Origin of the sequence: Lelliottia sp. (assembly GCF_045627565.1) — a bacterium.
GTDB lineage: Bacteria > Pseudomonadota > Gammaproteobacteria > Enterobacterales > Enterobacteriaceae > Enterobacter.
This window is the reverse complement of sequence record NZ_JAZQNX010000005.1, coordinates 193188-210037: the sequence shown is the minus strand read 5'-3', so window position 1 is coordinate 210037 and position 16850 is coordinate 193188. Positions and strand designations below refer to the sequence as shown.

The window sequence follows — 16850 nt, the reverse complement described above, 5'->3', positions numbered from 1 at the left end:
TCAAATCCCCTCGCTGCCAGCCTTTATACAATTGTGTATCCCTTCAAAACTGCTTTAAAGTCGTTTAATTTTTTTTGTTAATATTCTCATTATTTGATTTTTAGATTTTATGTTTAAAGCGCAAACCAGCCTGCGCGCACTTCAACTCTTGAACCGTCGGGGAAGAATATTCCTGCATCTCCTGTTTTTGTATAAAAGGATAAGAGGGGCGTTAGCTTCTCTTTAACCCGCACTTTTTCCGTTTGTTTCCCCTATTTACACTTGATCACACAAAGATAATGAGTATAGTTCTCATTCTCTTTAGTGTTTGTGGGCGCAGACGGACTCTTCCCGCATCAACAGTGAGCGCAGATCTCACACGGAACACTGAGTATTAACAGTGGAATCTGCACTGGCTTAACAGCCTGTCAATATAACCAAAATCGCCAAGCCGCATGCGACGCAGTTTCCCGCCTGAGTTCACTTTCTGAATGGTAAAGGATGTTCCTGATGACCAAAAAATTGTCCGCGCTGGCACTGCTTGTTGCTGCCTCTCTTTCCGGTTGCGCCGCGCAGCACGCAGTAAAACCCGCCCCTTCGGCTGAAGCGAAAACCGCCGTCACCGCACCGGCAGAGACGGGTGTGGTGACACGCGAACTGGCCGACGGCTTATACGAAATGGTGCTCAGCCCGAAAGGCGACGCGCTGTATGTCGCCAGCTCTGAGGGCTTCAAGGAGGTGCAGGGCGGCGTTGTCTATAAACTCGATCCGACTACGCTGAAAACCATCGGCCGCAGCCATACCGATCTAAAAAATTTCGCGCTGGCGATCTCGCCAGACGGTCAAACTCTTTATGCGACCAATTCACTGGATGGCGGCATTACGGCGATCAATACCGCTGACGGCAAAGTGAAAAACCGCCTGCTGTTTACCGAGCGTAACAAAGAAGGTTATCCGTACGGCGCGCGTCAGGTTCTGCTTCAAGGCGACGTACTGTATATCGGCGGTGTCGGCGATCCGGCGGTCGTCTGGGTGGTGGATGCCAACACGCTGAAGCTGAAAAAAACCATCAAAAATGCCGGCCAGTGGGTCACGGGTTTGCTGTGGTCTGAGCAGACGCAGCGCATTTACGTAGCCAACGGTGGCGGTGAGATCCTGACGGTCAATCCACGCACCAACCGTATTGAAAAACGCTGGAAACCACTGGGCGACAAGCCCGCACTGCTGCTGAATATGGCAGAGGACACCGCGACAGGCCGTCTGTTCGTAACCGATAACTCCAAAGCCAAAACCACGCTGGTGCTGGATATTCACACCGGAAAAGTTCTCAAACAACTGGATGTGGGCGACTCGATGGCGGTGAAATTCAACGCCAAACGCAACGAGATCTACATTACCCAGCGCGAAAGCGGAAAACTGCTGAGTCTGGACGCCACCACCTATGCGGTAAAACAGCGCTGGGATCTGCCGCCTAATCCAAACAGCCTGTTGCTGTCGGAAGACGGGCAGACCCTGTATGTCACCGTTAAGCAGGCATTCAATAAAGATCACTCCACTAACGGTCCGGACAGCGTCGTCAGAATCGCTTTGAAATAAAAATAACCAGGCCCGGAAACGGGCCATTTTGCGCGTACTTGAACGAGTTAAATATGAACAACACCACCATGAATAAAACGCTGCTGGCGCTCGCTATCGGCGCGGCTATGCACTCCGCTTCTGCCGCGGAAACCCCAAAAGAAGACACCCTCGTGGTCCAGGCTGCCCCAGCGAGCGATTTCAAACCGGGCGGCGATCGGCTGGTGCCGGCTTTCCTTGACGGGCAGGTCGCAAACGGTGGACGCATGGGGATGCTGGGTCAGCAAAGTGCCATGGATGTGCCATTTAACATTATCAGCTACACCTCAAAACTGGTTGACGATCAGCAGGCGAAAACCATCGCTGATGTGGTTGCGAACGATGCGGGCGTACAGTCCGTTCAGGGCTACGGCAATAGTGCGGAAAGTTTCCGTATTCGCGGCCTGAAATTCGACGGTGATGACATGACCTTTGGCGGGCTGTCCGGCGTTCTGCCTCGTCAGGTGGTTGACGCACAAATGGTTGACCGAATTGAAATTTTCAAAGGGGCTAACGCCCTGATGAACGGCGCTGCAAGCTCTGGCGTCGGCGGGATGATCAACCTCGAACCAAAACACGCGGGCGACACGCCGCAGGCGAAAATCGGCGTGGATTACACCTCTGATTCGCAGATCGGTACGACGCTGGACGCGGGCCGTCGCTTTGGCGAGAGCGACCAGTTTGGCGCGCGCGTAAACCTGGTCCATCGCGAGGGCGAAGCGCCTGTAGCGAACGATCGCCGCCGCACCACGCTGCTCTCTACCGGCCTGGATTACAAAGGCGACAACTTCCGTACGTCCGTAGACATGGGCTATCAGAAGAAAACCTTCCACGGCAGCGAAACGGGCGTCAACATTTCCGCGGTGGATTTCGTGCCAACGCCACCGAAAAACGATCGCAACTACTCCCAGAAATGGGCTTACAGCAATATCGAAAACGAATTCGGGATGTGGCGCAGCGAATACGACATCACCGACAGCTGGACGGCTTACACCGGCCTTGGCGCTCAGCATGCACATGAAGAGGGGTTGTACAGCGGCGCGAAGCTCATCGATAAAAGCGGCAAAGCCACGGCAACGCGTCTGGACACCAACCGTATCAGTGACAGCGTGAGCGGCATGGCGGGCATTCGCGGCAACTTCGATACCGGTTTTGTCTCGCACAAAGTCAACGTCGGCTATTCGGCGCAGACCAAAAATGAAAAAATCGCGTGGAAGATGTCAAAAGCGGCGGACAATCCGATCACCAACATCTATCACAATACCGGCGTGGACAAGCCTGACAGCACCAACTTAGGCGGTAGCGGCGGGAATTACAGTGACCCGCTGACCAGCGGTCGCACCCGTACTCAGGGCTGGCTGCTGAGTGACACCCTCGGCGTGCTGGACGACAAACTGCTGTTCACCGTGGGCGCACGTCATCAGAAAGTGGTGATTCGCGGCTATAACAAAGTGACGGGCGCAGAAAATCAAGCTGATAGCTTTGACGGCAGCCGCTGGATGCCGACCTACGGCGTCGTTTATAAGCCATGGAATGAGCTATCGCTCTACGCTAACCACACTGAAGCGCTGCAGCCGGGTAAAACCGCACCAGAAGCTGCAACCAACTACGGGCAGAGCACCGGCATCGTGCATTCAAAACAGAACGAAGTGGGCGTGAAGGCCGATTTTGGTCGTGTGGGCGGCTCTCTGGCGCTGTTCGAAATCAAAATGCCCTCGGCAATTCTCGACAGCGTGACTCAGCATTACGGTCTTGACGCCGAGCAACGTAACCGTGGCGTGGAGCTGAATGTATTCGGCGAACCAATGTTAGGCATGCGTCTAAACGCCAGCGCCACCTGGCTACAGGCGGAACTGACCAAAACCAACAACGGCCTGAACCAGGGTAACGATGCGGTTGGCGTGCCTAATTTCTATGCCGTTGTGGGTGCAGAATATGACATCAAACCGATTGACGGTCTGACCGCCACGGCGCGCGTCAACCACTCCGGTTCACAGTATGCGAATCTCACCAATACCAAAAAGTTAGACAGCTACACCACGCTGGATCTGGGCATGCGCTATCGCTTCGCGGTGAACCAAAACCAGAATCAGATGACCGTGCGGGCGGGTATCGACAACGTCACTGATGAAAACTACTGGTCGAGCGTTGACGACTCCGGCACTTACGTGTTCCAGAGCGAAGCGCGCACCTTTAAGGTTTCTGTCGGTTACGAATTCTGAGTTTTACCCTCGTTATCAGGGGCACGGATGCCCCATCCCTTCATCAACCCTATAACTTGCTCCTGCTGACACGAAGTGTTAAAAGGTGCCCCTTCTCTATAAATACACAGGGGTAGGACGTGAAAAACGCGTCATCCGCTTCAGGAAACGGTTTATCTGAAGCCTCGTCGGAACAGACACCGACGCTGCAACGTGGTTTGCAAAATCGACATATTCAATTAATTGCCCTCGGCGGCGCGATCGGTACCGGGCTGTTTCTCGGCATTGGGCCAGCGATTCAAATGGCTGGTCCTGCCGTTCTGTTGGGCTACGGCATTGCGGGCGTGATTGCTTTTCTGATCATGCGCCAACTGGGTGAAATGGTCGTTGAAGAGCCGGTCTCGGGCTCATTTGCGCACTTTGCCTACAAATACTGGGGGCCGTTCGCCGGTTTCCTGTCTGGCTGGAACTACTGGGTGATGTTTGTGCTGGTGGGCATGGCGGAACTCACCGCTGCTGGCATCTATATGCAGTACTGGCTGCCGGACGTCCCAACCTGGATTTGGGCCGCCGCCTTCTTCATTATCATCAACGCCGTCAACCTGGTTAACGTGCGTCTGTACGGTGAAACCGAGTTCTGGTTTGCGCTGATAAAAGTGCTGGCGATTATCGGCATGATCGGCTTTGGCCTGTGGCTGCTGTTCTCCGGTCACGGCGGCGAGCGCGCGAACATCGACAACCTGTGGAAACACGGCGGCTTCCTGGCGACCGGCTGGAATGGGCTTATCATGTCGCTGGCGGTCATTATGTTCTCCTTCGGCGGACTGGAGCTTATCGGGATTACAGCCGCTGAAGCGCGCGATCCGCAGAAAAGCATTCCGAAAGCGGTCAATCAGGTGGTGTACCGCATCCTGCTGTTTTATATCGGTTCGCTGGTGGTATTACTGGCGCTCTATCCGTGGGTCGAGGTGAAATCTGACAGCAGCCCGTTCGTGATGATCTTCCACGATATGAACAGCAACCTGGTGGCATCTGCGCTGAATTTCGTCATTCTTGTGGCCTCGCTTTCCGTGTATAACAGCGGCGTCTATTCCAACAGCCGCATGCTGTTTGGCCTGTCCGTTCAGGGCAACGCACCGAAGTTCTTGACCCGGGTCAGCCGTCGCGGCGTGCCGGTAAATTCGCTACTGCTTTCCGGTGGGATCACGTCGCTGGTGGTGCTGATCAACTATTTGCTGCCAAAAGAGGCGTTTGGCCTGCTGATGGCGCTGGTTGTCGCGACGCTGTTGCTGAACTGGATCATGATCTGTCTGGCGCACCTGCGATTCCGCGCGGCGATGCGCCGCAAAGGGCGCGAGACGCAGTTCAAAGCGCTGCTTTATCCGGCCGGTAACTACATTTGCATCGCCTTCCTGGCGATGATTCTGGTGCTGATGTGCACCATGGATGATATGCGTCTGTCTGCGATGCTGCTGCCGGTGTGGGTGGTGTTCCTGTTCGTGGCGTTTAAGCTGTCGCGTAAAAAGTAACACGCCTTTCCCCCTCTCCTGTGGGAGAGGGCCGGGGTGAGGGCACCAGGCCGCACCATCCACCACCTTCACGCCCGGTGGCGCTTCGCTTACCGGGCCGACAAAATCCTAAATCACTTCCAACCCAACCTTTATCGTGACTCCCCTCTCAATTCCGTTTTGATCCACAGGATCTTTATTTTGTAATCGATTACTTTTGATTTGAACTGTTTTGTAATCGATTACTTTGTCTGGGTGAGGCTCATCATGGTGTCAACAACTGAAAGTAGTGGAAAGGCGATAGTCCAGCACCGAATGCTGGTTCCGCGTCTGTCGCTGATGATGTTTTTACAATTTTTTATCTGGGGTAGCTGGTCCGTCACGCTGGGTCTGGTGATGACGCAGCACAACATGTCTTTGCTGATTGGCGACGCGTTTTCCGCCGGACCAATTGCCTCGATTCTCTCGCCGTTTGTGCTCGGCATGCTGGTTGACCGTTTCTTCCCGTCGCAAAAGGTGATGGCGGTGATGCATCTGGCGGGTGCGGCGATCTTAATGTTCGTCCCTGGCGCGCTGATGGCTGAAAATGGCGCGCTGCTGATCGGCCTGCTGTTTGGCTATACGCTCTGCTACATGCCGACGCTGGCGCTCACGAACAACATCGCCTTCCACAGCCTGAATAATGTCGATAAGACGTTCCCGGTGGTGCGCGTGTTTGGCACCATCGGCTGGATTGTGGCGGGTGTGTTTATTGGCGTCACGGGCGTGTCATCTAGCGTGACTATTTTCCAGGTTGCGGCAGCAAGTTCGGTGCTGCTGGCGCTCTACAGTCTGACGTTGCCGCACACGCCAGCGCCTGCCAAAGGTCTGCCGGTACAACTTCGCGATCTGTTCTGTGCAGACGCGTTCGCACTGCTCAAAACCCGTCACTTCTTTATCTTCTCTCTTTGCGCAATGCTGATTTCCGTTCCGTTGGGCACGTACTACGCCTACACCGCGTCGTATCTGGCCGATGCTGGAATCGCGGATGTCAGTACCGCGATGTCCTTCGGGCAGATGTCTGAAATTGTCTTTATGCTGGTGATCCCGCTGCTGTTCCGCCGTCTCGGCGTGAAATACATGCTGCTGATCGGCATGCTGGCGTGGTTTGTGCGCTACGCCTTCTTTGCGCTCGGCGTCAGCGAAGAAGGGCGCTTCCTGCTGTATCTCGGCATTCTGCTGCACGGCGTGTGCTATGACTTCTTCTTTGTTGTCGGCTTCATCTACACCGACCGCGTGGCGGGCGAAAAGGTGAAAGGCCAGGCGCAGAGCATGATCGTGATGTTCACTTACGGTATCGGCATGCTGCTCGGGTCGCAGATTTCCGGCGCGTTGTATAACAGCCTGGTGGCGGGACAGACCGTACCGCAGGCGTGGGTTACATTCTGGTGGATCCCGGCGGTTGCAGCGGCGGTGATTGCCCTGATTTTCCTGGTCGCGTTCAAATACGATGATGACAAGGCGTAATGTTCTGGAGGTGGTATGAAAACGATGAAGGGACCGGGCATTTTCCTGACGCAATTTATTGGAAACCAAGCCCCGTTTAACTCGCTCGACGGGCTGGCGGGGTGGGCGGCTGGCAAAGGCTACAAGGCGGTGCAAATTCCCTGTCACCATCCGCAGATTTTTGATCTGGAAAAGGCAGCCGAAAGCCAGACCTATTGCGATGAGATCGTGGGCAAACTGGCCGAATACGGGTTGGCGATCAGCGAACTGTCCACGCATCTGGAAGGGCAACTGATTGCGGTCAATCCCGCGTATAACGAGGCGTTTGATCACTTTGCGCCGCCAGCGGTGCGTGGCAACGATGCGGCGCGTCAGGCGTGGGCGACAGGAAAACTCAAGCAAGCGGCAGCGGCATCGGCGAAGCTGGGTCTCACGGCTCACGCCACGTTCTCAGGATCGCTGGCCTGGCCATTTGTCTACCCGTGGCCGCCGCACAACGAACAGCGTTTTCGCGAGGCGTTTGGCGAGCTGGCGAATCGCTGGCGACCGATTCTGGATTGCTTCGATGAGCACGGCGTGGATCTCTGTTTTGAACTGCATCCTGGCGAAGATCTGCACGACGGCGTGACGTTTGAGCGCTTTCTCGCGCTGGTTGATAACCATCCGCGCTGCAATATTCTCTACGATCCGAGCCACATGTTATTGCAGCAAATGGATTATCTGGCCTTTATCGACATCTACCATGCACGTATCAAAGCGTTTCATGTTAAAGACGCGGAGTACCGCCCGAGCGGGCGCAGCGGCGTGTACGGCGGCTATCAACCGTGGCTCAACCGCGCCGGACGCTTCCGCTCCCTGGGCGACGGGCAGATCGATTTTAAAGGCATTTTCAGCAAGCTCACCGAGTACGATTTTGACGGCTGGGCGGTGCTGGAGTGGGAATGCTGCATGAAGGACGGCGAGACGGGCGCGAGCGAAGGCAGTGAATTCATCCGCCGCCATATTATTCCGGTGTCGGCGCGGGCATTTGACGACTTTGCTGCAGGAGAGATGAATGATTAACGTCGGGATTCTCGGCAGCGGGTTTATCGGTCCGGCGCATATCGAGGCGCTGCGGCGTCTCGGTTTTGTGCAGGTCGTCGCGCTGTGCGACGGCACGCTCGAGCAAGCGCAGGAAAAGGCGCAGGCGCTGAATATTCCTCACGCTTACGGGAACGTAGAAGAACTGCTCGCGCATCCGGATTTACACGTCGTGCATAACTGCACGCCAAACCATCTGCATGCGCAAATCAACCGCCAGATTCTATGGGCGGGCAAACATGTGTTCTCGGAAAAACCGCTGTGCATGACGCCAGATGAAGCGCGCGAGCTGGTGGAATTAGCAGAGCAGGCGGGCGTTGTCCACGGCGTCAGCTTTGTCTACCGCCAGTTTGCGATGGTGCGCCAGGCGCAGAGCATGATGCGCGAGGGTAGCATCGGGCGGTTATTTGCTTCGCACGGCAGCTATTTGCAGGACTGGATGCTGCTCGAAACCGACTACAACTGGCGGGTTGACGCCGCGCTGGGTGGTGCGTCCCGTGCCGTCGCCGATATTGGCTCGCACTGGTGCGACACGGTGCAGTTTGTCACCGGGCGACGGATCGTCGAGGTAATGGCCGATCTGTCTATCGTCTGGCCGATGCGCAAGGCGAATGTGGCGGGCAACCAGACGTTCATCCAGGACGATTCTGCGGTTTTTGAGGACAAAGCGGTGACCACGGAAGATTTTGGCTCGGTGCTGTTCCGCTTCGATGATGGCAGCAAAGGCAGCTTTAGCGTTTCGCAAGTCAGCGCCGGGCGTAAGAATCGCCTGAGCTTTGAAATCAACGGCAGCGAAAAGTCGCTTGCGTGGGATCAGGAAGTGCCGCAACAGCTTTGGATTGGCCATCGCGCGCAGGCCAACCAGACGCTGTCTGACGATCCGGGCCTGATGAATCGTGATGCCGCCGACAGCGCCCACTTCCCTGGCGGGCATATCGAAGGTTGGCCGGACGCGTTTAAGAACATGCTGGCGCAGTTTTATCGTGCGGTGCAGACAGGCTTGATGCCCGAAAAACCGCTGTTTGCGACCTTCCATGATGGCGCGAACGTGATGTATATCATTGATGCCATAGTGAAAAGCCATCAGCAGCAGCGCTGGGTCAGCGTCGCGCGATGACCTGTTGCCCGGTTCGCCGGGCAGCAAATTTATGTTAGCCTGAGTAAAACGCTAACCGCAGGATGTGCCCTCGTTATGTCAATTCAGAAAATCGCCCAGTTGGCCGGTGTCTCGGTCGCTACCGTTTCGCGTGTGCTTAATAACAGCGATAAGGTCAAAGCGAACAACCGCGAGCGCGTTTTGCAGGCAATTAAAGAGAGCAACTATCAGCCGAACTTACTGGCGCGTCAGCTCCGCACATCACGCAGTTACATGATTTTGGTGATGGTCTCGAACATCGCCAACCCGTTCTGTGCCGAAGTGGTGAAAGGCATTGAAGCCGAAGCCGAGAAAAAGGGCTACCGCATTCTGCTGTGCAACTCCGGTTCCAATATCGAACGTTCGCGCTCTGGCTTGAGCCTGCTCTCCGGTAAAATCGTTGACGGCATTATCACTATGGACGCGTTCTCAAAACTTCCGGAACTCTCCGCGCTAATCGGCAATGCGCCGTGGGTGCAGTGCGCCGAATACGCCGATTCAGGCACCGTTTCCTGCGTGGGGATCAACGATGTGGACGCGTCGCAGCACGTTGTCAGCCAGCTGGCGGACAGCGGGAGAAGCCGCATTGCGTTGATCAACCATGATTTAAGCTACAAATATGCACGTCTGCGCGAGCGCGGCTATAAAAGCGTGGTGCATCTGCGCAATCTGGATTATCAGGTGGTGGAGTACGCGAGCGATCTCAGCTCCAGCGCGGGCATGGCGGCGATGAAAAAGCTGCTGGCGGATAATCCGCCGGATGCCGTGTTTGCGGTGTCGGACACGCTGGCGGCGGGGGCGATGCGTGCCATTGAACAGGCGGGATTACGCGTTCCTCAGGACATCGCCGTTGTGGGGTTTGATGGCACTGAACTGGCAGAAATGGTCTCTCCGCAGCTCAGCACCATCGAGCAACCGTCGCAAGATATTGGACGCAAAGCGGTCGATCTGCTGCTCAACAAAATCGATAATCCGGATGCGCCCACCGAGCGAGTGATGCTGGACTGGCGCTATGTGGCGCGCGCCAGTACCTGAGGTTTATTTCGCGAAGGCGTCCGCCAGTGAACGGATATCATTTCCGGTAGGCGACTGATGTATTCTCAAGCCAAATTCTTCCACCACGGCATAGATATGATCGAAAATATCCGCCTGAATGGTTTCATATTCCGCCCAGATCACCGTGTTGGTAAACGCATAAATTTCAATCGGCAAACCGTTCGCGTCCGGCGCTAACTGACGAACCATCAGCGTCATATCTTTGCGAATACGCGGGTGGTTGCGCAGATATTCATTCAGGTAAGCGCGGAACGTCCCGATATTGGTCATCTTGCGCAGATTTAATACCGATTCGCCTTCGCCATTTTCCTGATTCCACAGATTAATTTCTTCGTGGCGTGCGGCCATATAAGGCTTGAGCAGTTTTGCCTTAATCAGACATTGCTGCTCGTCCTCATCCAAAAAATGAATGCTGGTGGTATCAATACTCAGGCTGCGCTTAATTCGCCGTCCACCCGATGCTGACATGCCGCTCCAGTTTTTAAACGAATCAGAGACCAGCGCCCAGGTGGGAATATTGCTGATGGTGTTATCCCAGTTGCGCACTTTGACGGTGGTCAGACCGATATCCGTGACCGCCCCGTCTGCGCCATATTTCGGCATTTCCAGCCAGTCGCCGGGCTTGAGCATATCGTTGGCAGACAGCTGAATACCGGCAACAAGGCCAAGAATCGGGTCTTTGAAGACCAACATCAGCACGGCGGCCATAGCACCTAAACCGCTGATCAGAATGGCCGGAGACTGGCCAATTAACAGCGAAATGATCAGGATCCCGACCACAATGGCGCTGACCAGTTTGACGCCCTGGAATATGCCTTTAAGCGGAAGCTGAGATGCCGTCGCTAATTTTTGCGAAAAATTGAATATCACATCCAACAGAGAGAAGAACGACAGTAGGGCATAAACCATGACCCACAGTTTGGCGCAGGTCATGGTTATTTCTGCGGCTTCACTGCCTTTTTGTAGCCACAGCGCAGCCTGAATATTGACGATAATCCCTTGTAGAGTGAAGGCCAGACGGTGAAATAATTTATTCTGCGTAATGATTTGCAGCCATAAATGGGAACTGGCCTGCGCGCGCTTTTCGAACAGACGCAAAACCACCTTATGCAATATAAGGTGGACAATCACGGCAGTCAGTAAAATGATGCCAAAGATAATCACCAGCGAAGTGGTGTGGTTAATTTCGATCCCCAGTTCTTCAACCTGAGCAATTAATTCCTGCATAACGTCTCCTGAATATATTCCTTTTTATCATGAAGGTTGCGCTTTTATTATGCAACCTGGAGGCGTTATGCCGGATTTTACGAGGCGGCGGGGAGTGGGCCTGCATTCAACTGGCGGCGCAACCACAACGCAACACCGCCCAGCGTCAGCATCATCAGCACTTCAATGCCGAGAAAACCGATCATCGCCTGCGGATAGTGCCCGCCATTATGCCGCTCAAGCATCAGGAACAACGTGCCGAGTACGGCGGGACCAAGACCCAAGGTTGCCTGCTGCAAAGTGCTCAGAATGGCGCTTCCGGCTCCCGCGTCACAGCTGCTGATGTCGCGCATCCCAATTCGGTAAAAGCTGTTCACGATCAGCGCCTGACCATAGCCAATCAGGATGGTAGCAGGCGCCAGCGTTAAGGCGGTATTGGCCTGCCCAAAGCGCCAGAACGTCGCCATTAACAGCAGTAAACCTGCGATTTGTATCGTCAAACCCGTCAGTAAAATGCGCCCCATGCTGTGGCGGGCGATCAGTTTTGGCGCATACCAGGCCGAGACAAAATAGGCCACGCCCAGTGCGATAAAGCTATTCCCTGATTGCCACGGTGCCATACCCAGACCGGACTGCATCGTGAGCGCCATGCAGAACATAAATCCCGACCAGGCGCTGAAAAACAGCAGGGCAATGAGCATCCCAAAACGAATGCTGGTCAGTTTGAGCAAACGCGGGGGCAGCAGAGGATGTTCGCCGCGCTGCTGTTTTTGCAACGCGCTGGTGCGCATCCACAGCCCAAGCGGGATCACCGCAATCAGCGCCAGTTGCAGGAACCATGGCCAGTGAAGCTCCGCGCCGAGCGCCATCGGAAAAAGCAGACAGCAGAGGATAGCGGCCAGCAGTGCGGTGCCTGGCCAGTCAATGCGCGAGGGCGTTTCGCGGCGGGTTTCCGGGACGTAGTAACGGCTCAAGGCCAGGACCACCAGGCAGATCGGCACGTTAATAAAAAAGGCGTTCCGCCAGCCCAGCCCGGCGATATCCGCCGACACCAGCCAGCCGCCGCCCATCTGCCCGACGATAAAGGCAATCCCGCCGATGCCGCCAAACAGGCTGATCGCTTTGGCATGCGCCGTGCCTTTCAGCGTGACGTGGAGCGTCGCGAGGATTTGCGGGACGATCAGCGCCGCGCCTGCGCCCTGTAATACGCGCGCAGCCAGCAGTTGCTCAACGGTTCCCGCTATCCCGCACAATAACGACGCCACGCCAAATGCCGCAACGCCCCACATAAACAGCCGACGACGACCAAAGTTATCGCCCAATTTACTACCCAGCGCCAGACAGACTGCAAATGCGACGCCGTACAGGGCGACGATCAGTTCGAGCTGCGTCGGACTGGTATGCAGCGATTGCGTGATGGAATCCAGCGCAACGTTGGTGATCGACGTATCAATCAGCGGCAGCATCTGGCCCGTTAAAAGCAATATCAGGCCTGCACGGCCTGGTGAAACAACAGACGTATTCATGGTAACTCCATTGCGTCATTCAACAGATGGTCGTAGCATCAGGGAAATTAAAAACGGGTACCAGTTCTTGCTTATACTGGTACTGGCACTACCACGCAGGGGGCTGTATGACGCTGATGACCGAACCGGTATCTTCGTTGCAGGATGACAACCGCAAGCAGCTCGGCGCTTTTTTACGTGCGCGCCGGGAAAGTCTCGATCCGCAGCGTCTGGGTTTACCGCGAAGTGGACGGCGACGCACGCCGGGCCTGCGCCGTGAAGAGGTCGCCATGATGGCCGATGTCGGCGTGACCTGGTACACCTGGCTTGAGCAGGGAAGGGACGTGAACCCGTCCAGCGTGGTTATGCTGGCGGTCGCGAAAGCGCTGCAATGCACCGCCACCGAAACGCGTCATCTGTTCGTTCTGGCTGGATTGCCCCTGGGCGAAGTACCGCAGCAGGTACCCTGCGAAGGGATTAGCGAAGGCACGCGGCGTTTACTCGACACGTTGATGCCAAAACCTGCCAGCATTCAGAAACCGAATTTCGATATTGTGGCGTGGAATGACAGTTTTGGTCATTTGATGGGCGTGGATTTCAACGCGATCCCCGAAGAAGACCGCAACTGTATTTACCTTTTTCTCACTCACCCCGCGTGGCGCAGCCGACTTGGCAAGCGCGCCGACGCGCTGCCGATTTTTGTCTCCTATTTCCGCGCGGCAATGGCGGAGCATCGCGGCGATCCGCTGTGGGAAGCCAAGCTGGCACGGTTTTTTGCGGTCTCAGAAGAGTTCGAAGCCTTGTGGCATCAGGGCTATGACGTGCGTGGGGTTGAAAATCAGCTGAAGCTCTTTACCCATCCGCAGCTGGGCGATTTTCATTTGCAGCAGATGTACTGGTATTCCGCGCCGCGCAACGGCTCGCGGCTGCTGGTCTATTTACCCGTCGATGATGAAGGGGAAAAAGTGCTGGCGTGGCTGGCGGAACAGGCTGTAGTACGCAAGTAACTGCATAAAAATTAGGAAAATGATGAACGTCACCCGCAAACAAGAGCGTCTGCTCCGCCGCGCACTCAGTGAATGGGAACAGGATGGCACGCTCAGCAATGAGGAACATCTGCGCCTGGCTGGCACCTTAAAACGCGTGACGCTGGACTGGCAACGCCTCAGCCGTTACGCCTTCTGGACTGCGCTCGCCTGCGTGATTATCGCCGTTGGTAGCCTGTTTGCTGACAGCGAGATGATGGCCCGCATTATCGAATTCTTTGCTTTTTCTTCACTCGCCCGTATCGGATTACCCGCCATGCTGGCTGTCGTGTTTTATCTTTGGGGATTCAGCCGACAGCGGCGTGAAACCCAGTGGCATTACTCTACCGAAGCGATTTTGTTTCTCGGCGTCCTGTTTACCGCCATCGCGCTGTGGCAACTGGGTGAACGGCTGGATAACGGCAGCGGGCACATTGCGCCGCTCTTCCTGGCGGGCTGCGCGGTGTATGGTCTGGTAGGATTCTTTGGGCGCTCGGGGCTGGTGTGGCTGTTCTTCTTGCTATCGCTCGGCAACTGGTTTGGTGCGGAAACGGGGTATATGTCCGGCTGGGGTGCATACTGGCTCGGAATGAATTATCCGGTGCGCTTTATCTTCTTCGGCGGCGCGCTGCTGGCGTTGTGCTGGGTTTTGCGCGCGATGCTCCAACAGCGCAATCTGTACACGACCAGCAAAGCGATGGGGTTGACGTACTTATTCGTCGCGCTGTGGATCATGTCGATTTTCGGCAACTACGATATCGATAGCTGGTACGGCATGACGCGCGAGGCGTTACTTCCGTGGGCGCTGCTGTTCGCTGTCGCAGCGGTGGTGTGTATTTACATCAGCCTGAAAACGGACGACGGTATGCTGCGCGGTTTTGGCCTGACGTTTCTGGCAATCAACCTGTATACCCGTTATTTCGAATATTTCTGGGATGGGATGAATAAAGTGATTTTCTTCCTGATTCTGGCGGGGTCGTTGGCGGTGATCGGGCGATATGCCGAGAAGATTTGGCACACCGCAGAACGGCGTGCCAAAAGCGATTAGCACTCGGTGATAATGGTGCTCAGCGGCAGGCGGGATTTCGGCAGGGAGGCGTTGAAATCCTCCACGCTGTGGCGGCCCACGGGCACAACCACCAGGCTGGTGAAGCCTTTTTCTTTCAGACCAAATTCGGCGTCGAGGATCGCGGCGTCGAAGCCTTCAATCGGTACGGCGTCCAGACCCAGTGCGCCAACGCCCAGCAGGAAGTTGCCGACGTTCAGGTAAACCTGTTTTGCCATCCACTGATCGTCATCTTTCAGATCAACGCGGTGCATATCCGCGAAGTAGCAGCGGCCTTTGTGGTTGGCGGCTTTGGCTTCTGGCGTGTTAAAACGCCCATCGGCGTCTTCCTGATCCACCACGCGCTCAAGCCATGCGTCGTCCATTGCGGTTTTGGCGCAGAATACGACCACATGCGATGCATCGAGCATTTTGCGTTCGTTGAACACGAAAGTGCCCGCTGCCGATTTTGCGACGCGTGCTTTACCTTCTTCCGTGCTGGCCACGATAAAGTGCCACGGCTGAGAGTTGGTGCTGGACGGGCTGAATTGCAGCAGAGTTTGAATTTTTTCTGCTTGTTCTGCAGTCAGTTTGAACGTTGGGTCGAACGCCTTCGTTGAGTGGCGCTTGCGGGCAACGGAAATGATATCCATAACGGCTCCTGGAGTGAAATTCGCCCATGCGCGGGCGCGAAAGAAAAGCAGAATACAAGCGTAAGCGGGAAAAGATAAGTGCGTTAAATGCGCTTACCCTGTTCGTTTGAAATGAACAATCAGACTGGTCGAATGCGTTTTTGGTCTTTTTTAGGCAGCTTATCGACAACCAGATTCCAGGAATCGAGCACCAAATCGGTGACCAGGTCCGGAGTGATATCATCGGCGGCGTAAATCGAAATCCAGTGCTTTTTGTTCAGGTGATAACCGGGTTCAATACCACGGTAAATTTGCTGATTAAGCAGGGATTTTTCAGGATCGGATTTCAGACTGACGTGCTGACGCCCGTGGGAAACGGCGGTGAGCATGAAAATTTTGCCGCCGACCTTAAACACATCGTACTCCGGGCCAAACGGCCAGCAGTGCTCGATAAAAGGCAGTTCCAGCGCCACGCGATGCGCGTGTTCCTTCAGTGACTTACTGTCCATTCACATCCTCGATGGCGATTGCGCGCCACATTGATTCAAATCCGAGGGCTTTAAATTCTACCGCGCGCGACGGATCGCGGGTGGCGAACGCCATCGTCGTCTCGGCAAGCGATAAGAAAATCGCATCGCCAAAGGTACGGAATTCGTCTGACATAAATACCTGGCGCACCGAGCGGCGGCACAGCTCATGAAGTTCCGGGAACATTTCATGCACTTCCTGTTCGGTTTCGGCGTTGATTTTCTCGCTCACGCCCAGTTGGCGGATTGCGCCGTGGGCAATCGGATTGCGGATCCCCCAGTCAACGTAGCTGTTCCAGATATTGCGGGTATGTTCTTTCGGCGTGCTCAGGGCGCGATCGAGATTCGCCAGCATGGTCTGGCACAGGTCCTGTTTCAGGTGCAGATAGAGGGCATTCAGCAGATCGTCTTTGGTCGCGAAGTAGCGAAACAGGGTGCCTTCAGCAACGCCCGCGTTTCGGGCGATCAGCGCGGTCGACGCCGCAACGCCTGACTGCGCAAAGGCCACAGTTGCCGCTTCCAGTAACGCTTGTCGTTTATCTTCACTCTTCGGACGTGCCACTCATTCTCCTCCATACACGTCATCCTTCACTCTGGCTCTGCGTTGGCGTTGCTCGAAAATCTCAGTCACACTCGTTATGTGTTTCTGAGGTTTTCTCCCTGGCCGCGCTGATTCAGGTTGAATGATTGTGTGCATCAAATTTACAAAAACCACGATTGAAACATGCTCTCTTCCACGCTGCAACGCGGAATGTCAAAGATCGAAAACGTCTTGACGATATATTCATCACATCTATAATGAGTGCTTACTCACTCATAATCAAGTTTAACCCGCGTAAACCATCGGATGGG

General features: G+C 55.2%; 14 protein-coding genes. 9 read left to right on the top strand and 5 right to left on the bottom strand.

All coding sequences use genetic code 11. The annotated features are described in order from the left end of the window. Positions 1–489: 489 nt before the first annotated feature. The 7 genes from ACKI5T_RS03470 to ACKI5T_RS03440 all read left to right on the top strand — a co-directional run bounded on the left by ACKI5T_RS03470 (position 490) and on the right by ACKI5T_RS03440 (position 10037). Positions 490–1575: a YncE family protein gene (locus ACKI5T_RS03470; RefSeq protein ID WP_407435568.1), complete on the top strand. Its 1086-nt coding sequence runs from the start codon at positions 490–492 to the stop codon at positions 1573–1575. 53 nt (positions 1576–1628) lie between these two features. Beyond that, positions 1629–3815, top strand: a complete 2187-nt coding sequence (locus ACKI5T_RS03465; protein WP_407435566.1) for a TonB-dependent receptor — start codon at positions 1629–1631, stop codon at positions 3813–3815. 119 nt (positions 3816–3934) lie between these two features. Next, positions 3935–5323 carry a phenylalanine transporter gene (pheP, locus tag ACKI5T_RS03460; RefSeq protein WP_407435564.1) on the top strand — a complete coding sequence of 463 codons (1389 nt, stop codon included), beginning with the start codon at positions 3935–3937 and terminating at the stop codon, positions 5321–5323. A 246-nt stretch (positions 5324–5569) separates the two neighbouring features. Further along, the gene (locus ACKI5T_RS03455) at positions 5570–6808 is read left to right on the top strand and encodes an MFS transporter (protein WP_202713776.1); all 1239 of its coding nucleotides are present in this window, start codon (positions 5570–5572) and stop codon (positions 6806–6808) included. A gap of 15 nt (positions 6809–6823) precedes the next feature. Continuing rightward, positions 6824–7849 carry a sugar phosphate isomerase/epimerase family protein gene (locus tag ACKI5T_RS03450; RefSeq protein WP_407435562.1) on the top strand — a complete coding sequence of 342 codons (1026 nt, stop codon included), beginning with the start codon at positions 6824–6826 and terminating at the stop codon, positions 7847–7849. Next, positions 7842–8984: a Gfo/Idh/MocA family protein gene (locus tag ACKI5T_RS03445; protein ID WP_407435560.1), complete on the top strand. Its 1143-nt coding sequence runs from the start codon at positions 7842–7844 to the stop codon at positions 8982–8984. Before ACKI5T_RS03450 ends, ACKI5T_RS03445 begins: the two co-directional genes overlap by 8 nt. A gap of 75 nt (positions 8985–9059) precedes the next feature. Next, the gene (locus tag ACKI5T_RS03440) at positions 9060–10037 is read left to right on the top strand and encodes a LacI family DNA-binding transcriptional regulator (protein WP_407435558.1); all 978 of its coding nucleotides are present in this window, start codon (positions 9060–9062) and stop codon (positions 10035–10037) included. Between the two features lie 3 nt (positions 10038–10040). On the opposite strand, the gene ACKI5T_RS03435 is transcribed toward ACKI5T_RS03440, so the two are convergent. After that, the gene (locus ACKI5T_RS03435) at positions 10041–11285 is read right to left on the bottom strand and encodes a mechanosensitive ion channel family protein (RefSeq protein ID WP_012016466.1); all 1245 of its coding nucleotides are present in this window, start codon (positions 11283–11285) and stop codon (positions 10041–10043) included. 77 nt (positions 11286–11362) lie between these two features. Continuing rightward, positions 11363–12790 (bottom strand): MFS transporter, encoded by a 1428-nt coding sequence (locus tag ACKI5T_RS03430; RefSeq protein WP_407435556.1) that lies wholly within the window; start codon positions 12788–12790, stop codon positions 11363–11365. Positions 12791–12897: 107 nt separating this feature from the next. Between ACKI5T_RS03430 and ACKI5T_RS03425 the strand changes: the two genes are divergently transcribed. Continuing rightward, positions 12898–13776 carry a helix-turn-helix transcriptional regulator gene (locus tag ACKI5T_RS03425; protein WP_407435554.1) on the top strand — a complete coding sequence of 293 codons (879 nt, stop codon included), beginning with the start codon at positions 12898–12900 and terminating at the stop codon, positions 13774–13776. A gap of 22 nt (positions 13777–13798) precedes the next feature. Further along, positions 13799–14842, top strand: coding sequence for a DUF2157 domain-containing protein (locus ACKI5T_RS03420; protein ID WP_407435780.1), 1044 nt, complete (start codon positions 13799–13801; stop codon positions 14840–14842). Here ACKI5T_RS03420 and nfsB read toward each other — a convergent pair. The 3 genes from nfsB to ACKI5T_RS03405 all read right to left on the bottom strand — a co-directional run bounded on the left by nfsB (position 14839) and on the right by ACKI5T_RS03405 (position 16560). Then, positions 14839–15492: an oxygen-insensitive NAD(P)H nitroreductase gene (nfsB, locus tag ACKI5T_RS03415; protein ID WP_133630937.1), complete on the bottom strand. Its 654-nt coding sequence runs from the start codon at positions 15490–15492 to the stop codon at positions 14839–14841. The genes ACKI5T_RS03420 and nfsB overlap by 4 nt on opposite strands. 119 nt (positions 15493–15611) lie before the next feature. Further along, positions 15612–15980 carry an MmcQ/YjbR family DNA-binding protein gene (locus ACKI5T_RS03410; protein ID WP_235135019.1) on the bottom strand — a complete coding sequence of 123 codons (369 nt, stop codon included), beginning with the start codon at positions 15978–15980 and terminating at the stop codon, positions 15612–15614. After that, a complete protein-coding gene (locus tag ACKI5T_RS03405) occupies positions 15970–16560 on the bottom strand; it encodes a TetR/AcrR family transcriptional regulator (protein ID WP_407435551.1) in 591 nt (196 codons plus the stop codon). Before ACKI5T_RS03405 ends, ACKI5T_RS03410 begins: the two co-directional genes overlap by 11 nt. Between the last annotated feature and the right edge of the window lie 290 nt (positions 16561–16850).

Excerpts from the sequence above, each read along its gene's own strand:
- ACKI5T_RS03470 (WP_407435568.1), top strand. The coding sequence starts at position 490 with ATGACCAAAAAATTGTCCGCGCTGGCACTGCTTGTTGCTGCCTCTCTT.
- ACKI5T_RS03465 (WP_407435566.1), top strand. The coding sequence starts at position 1,629 with ATGAACAACACCACCATGAATAAAACGCTGCTGGCGCTCGCTATCGGC.
- ACKI5T_RS03455 (WP_202713776.1), top strand. The coding sequence starts at position 5,570 with ATGGTGTCAACAACTGAAAGTAGTGGAAAGGCGATAGTCCAGCACCGA.
- ACKI5T_RS03450 (WP_407435562.1), top strand. The coding sequence starts at position 6,824 with ATGAAAACGATGAAGGGACCGGGCATTTTCCTGACGCAATTTATTGGA.
- ACKI5T_RS03445 (WP_407435560.1), top strand. The coding sequence starts at position 7,842 with ATGATTAACGTCGGGATTCTCGGCAGCGGGTTTATCGGTCCGGCGCAT.
- ACKI5T_RS03440 (WP_407435558.1), top strand. The coding sequence starts at position 9,060 with ATGTCAATTCAGAAAATCGCCCAGTTGGCCGGTGTCTCGGTCGCTACC.
- ACKI5T_RS03435 (WP_012016466.1), bottom strand. The coding sequence starts at position 11,285 with ATGCAGGAATTAATTGCTCAGGTTGAAGAACTGGGGATCGAAATTAAC.
- ACKI5T_RS03430 (WP_407435556.1), bottom strand. The coding sequence starts at position 12,790 with ATGAATACGTCTGTTGTTTCACCAGGCCGTGCAGGCCTGATATTGCTT.
- ACKI5T_RS03425 (WP_407435554.1), top strand. The coding sequence starts at position 12,898 with ATGACGCTGATGACCGAACCGGTATCTTCGTTGCAGGATGACAACCGC.
- ACKI5T_RS03420 (WP_407435780.1), top strand. The coding sequence starts at position 13,799 with ATGAACGTCACCCGCAAACAAGAGCGTCTGCTCCGCCGCGCACTCAGT.
- nfsB (WP_133630937.1), bottom strand. The coding sequence starts at position 15,492 with ATGGATATCATTTCCGTTGCCCGCAAGCGCCACTCAACGAAGGCGTTC.
- ACKI5T_RS03410 (WP_235135019.1), bottom strand. The coding sequence starts at position 15,980 with ATGGACAGTAAGTCACTGAAGGAACACGCGCATCGCGTGGCGCTGGAA.